This is a genomic window from Motiliproteus sp. MSK22-1 (assembly GCF_001968815.1).
In the GTDB taxonomy this organism is placed as follows: Bacteria; Pseudomonadota; Gammaproteobacteria; order Pseudomonadales; family Balneatricaceae; genus Motiliproteus.
In genome coordinates this window covers 1-501 of record NZ_MIEQ01000068.1, presented here as the reverse complement: position 1 = coordinate 501, position 501 = coordinate 1, and the positions used below count along the sequence as shown (strand labels likewise).

The following is a 501-nucleotide window of genomic DNA, read 5'->3' as shown; positions in this document are numbered from 1 at the left end:
ATCGTTTGCATGGCGGCGGTGGAGAGATTACCACCAGTCATCGTGACCGTGGCGGTGGTACCGATGACCATGACACTGTAGTTGAGACTGTTGCCAGCGGTGGAGCCGTTAGTGCCGTGAGTCAGCACAATGGTGGTGCCGTCAATGTTGATGCGTTCATTACTGCCGTTGGTAACATTGGTGATGGTAAAGGAGAGACCGGTAATATTCTGCCCGCTCTCAATGGTATCTACGCTGGTACCGCTGAACAGGCTGGCGGCGGCACCACCCTCGGTGTAGGTGGGGTTGCTGGCGTTGGCGGTCATTGTCGGTTCGTCGTTAACGCCAACCACGGTCACCGTTGAAGCGACTGCCAGCGAAGCGGTATCGTCGCCGCCGTTGGCCGTGCCGCCACTGTCCTGCAGGCTGGTTATAGTAATCACCCGGTTGCTGGTGGAGGGAGTGTTGCTGTTGTTCTGGTAGCTGACGTTATCCACCAGGGTCTGGGTGGCTGCAGTCGAG

Annotated in this window: 1 protein-coding gene; it reads left to right on the top strand. The window is 57.9% G+C overall.

The features are described 5' to 3' along the window. Window positions 1–344: hypothetical protein (locus tag BGP75_RS27090; RefSeq protein WP_198939409.1), on the top strand; the 344-nt coding region annotated here is incomplete at its 5' end. Between the last annotated feature and the right edge of the window lie 157 nt (window positions 345–501).